At 61.2% G+C, this 2,081-nt stretch carries 2 protein-coding genes and 1 pseudogene; 2 read left to right on the forward strand and 1 reads right to left on the reverse strand.

Features of this window, described 5'->3' with window-relative positions; all coding sequences use genetic code 11:
* Positions 1-13 precede the first annotated feature (13 nt).
* Positions 14-801, reverse strand: a protein-coding gene (locus MKK64_RS03335) for an IS5 family transposase (protein ID WP_243932235.1) whose coding sequence is annotated in 2 segments (ribosomal slippage) — positions 14-459 and positions 459-801 — 789 coding nt in all. Because the reading frame shifts where the segments join, the coding sequence is not laid out codon by codon here.
* Between the two features lie 214 nt (positions 802-1,015).
* Between MKK64_RS03335 and MKK64_RS03340 the strand changes: the two genes are divergently transcribed.
* Together MKK64_RS03340 and MKK64_RS03345 are read left to right on the forward strand one after the other, a co-directional pair.
* Positions 1,016-1,789 (forward strand): EAL domain-containing protein, encoded by a 774-nt coding sequence (locus tag MKK64_RS03340; protein ID WP_243932234.1) that lies wholly within the window; start codon positions 1,016-1,018, stop codon positions 1,787-1,789.
* 23 nt (positions 1,790-1,812) lie between these two features.
* Positions 1,813-2,081, forward strand: a pseudogene (locus MKK64_RS03345) (IS630 family transposase); the annotation flags it as partial.

Below are 2,081 nucleotides of genomic sequence, written 5' to 3' on the forward strand. Positions count from 1 at the left end.
CTAGGTCGCGGACTCATAAAGTTCGCAGCCAGACCCGGACGGCAGCGAGTTTGACGCTGGCGAGGAAGTTGTCGGGATCCTTGTCGTAGCGGGTGGCGACGGCGCGGAAGTGCTTGATCTTGCTGAAGAAGCGCTCGACCAGGTTGCGGTACTTGTACAGGAACGGGCTGAAGGCCAGGACCTGTTTGCGGTTGGGCATTGGCCTCACGTTCGCCCAAGCACCCTGCTCGGACATCCGGGCTCGCAGCGCATCGCTGTCATAGGCCCGGTCACCCAGCAGGACCTGGCCTTCACCCAACCCGCCCAGCATGTCGGTCGCCGAGCGCCCGTCATGCGCCTGACCGGGCGTGATCTTCAACGCGAGGGGACGGCCCTCGGCATCCACCAGCGCGTGGATCTTGCTGGTCAGGCCGCCCCGTGAGCGACCCATGCCACCGGATCCGCCGTCTTTTTTTTGGCGCAGGCTGCGTGCTGGTGAACCCGCACGCTGGTGGCGTCGATCATCTGCAGATCGCCCTCGTAAGCCTTCGACACGGCAGCCAGAAGCCGATCCCAAATGCCGCGCTTGCGCCAGCGCCGGAAGCGGTTGCCGCAGGTCGTGTAGGGCCCGTAACGCGCCGGGATGTCGGCCCACGGTGCGCCCGTGCGCAGCCGCCAGAAGATCCCGTTCAGCACCCGTCGGTCGTCCACCCGATCCTTGCCGCGCACGTCCGTCGGCAGGACCGGCTCGATCACCGCCCACTCTTCATCCGTCAGGTCAAACCGCGCCGTCCTCGGTCCTCCATTCGGAGAACCAACGATGCCACGGCCAAACCGTGCCAGACGTTATGAGTTCACGACCTAAACTGCCCCGCGGGGAGGGTGAACAGAAGCAGGCCATCATATCATAATTTTTTCCTGGGCATTCGTGTCATGGCCCATGGCATGGGATTTGATCATTTGATCAAAATTAACATGTTTACTTAGATTTCATTACACGCATCTAGTTTCATCACATGTAGGTGGAGCGGCTGTGATGACTACGATGAAATGCCAGGGGTGCCGCGACGGGAAGCCACTGCCTTTCGAGTTTACGATGGCGTTCCACCCCATACTTGATCTCCGGCAGAATACCGTCTGGGGCTATGAAGCTTTGGTTCGAGGAACTGAGGGGCAGGGAGCGGGGCAGATCCTCGGCATGGTAGACGAGAGCAACCGGTACAAGTTCGACCAAGCCTGTCGCGTCAAAGCGATCGAACTTGCCGCCTCCTTGTTCTCTGATCAGGAAACGCGGCTATCGATCAACTTTATGCCGAACGCCGTGTATGAGCCTGCAGCCTGCATCCGTGCGACCCTCGACGCCGCCCATCGCGTCGGCTTCGCTCGCCGGCAGATCATGTTCGAGTTCACGGAGAACGAGCGCATGACGGACATTGCCCACGTCCAGCGGATCATCACCGAGTATCGTAAGCACGGTTTTGCCACGGCGCTCGACGACTTCGGTGCTGGGTATGCCGGCCTAAATCTGTTGGCAAGCTTTCAACCTGACTTCATCAAACTCGACATGGAGTTAGTTCGCGGCATCGCAACCTCTCTCGCACGTCACACCATCGTTACTGGTGTGGTTACGATGGCGCGCCAGCTAAACGTGGCAGTGATTGCTGAAGGCATTGAGACCGAGGCCGAACTGACGACCCTATATTCGACTGGCATCCGTCTGTTTCAAGGATATCTTTTTGCTAGAGCGTTTTCGGGCTGCGCTGAATCGGGCAGGTGGGGTTCACCCGGCGCTGTTGGACTGATTCACTGATCGCTCTTGAGAAGGAGCGAAGCATGGGCCGAACCTACAGCCAGGATGTGCGCGAGCGCGTGGTGAAGGCCGCGGCAACGCCCTCGCGCCGCCAGGCGGCCGCGCGCTTCGGGGTCGGCATCGCGACCTCGATCCGCTGGATGGCCGCGCTCACGTCGACGGGGACGGTGGCCGCTCGTCCGCAAGGGCGGGCGCGCCGCTCGAAGCTCGATCCGCACGAGGCGTTTTTGCGTGGCCTGATCGACGGACAAGACGACATCACCCTTGAGGAGATGCGCGCTCGGCTCCAGGA

It is taken from the genome of Methylobacterium sp. E-025 (assembly GCF_022829705.1).
Lineage (GTDB): Bacteria > Pseudomonadota > Alphaproteobacteria > Rhizobiales > Beijerinckiaceae > Methylobacterium.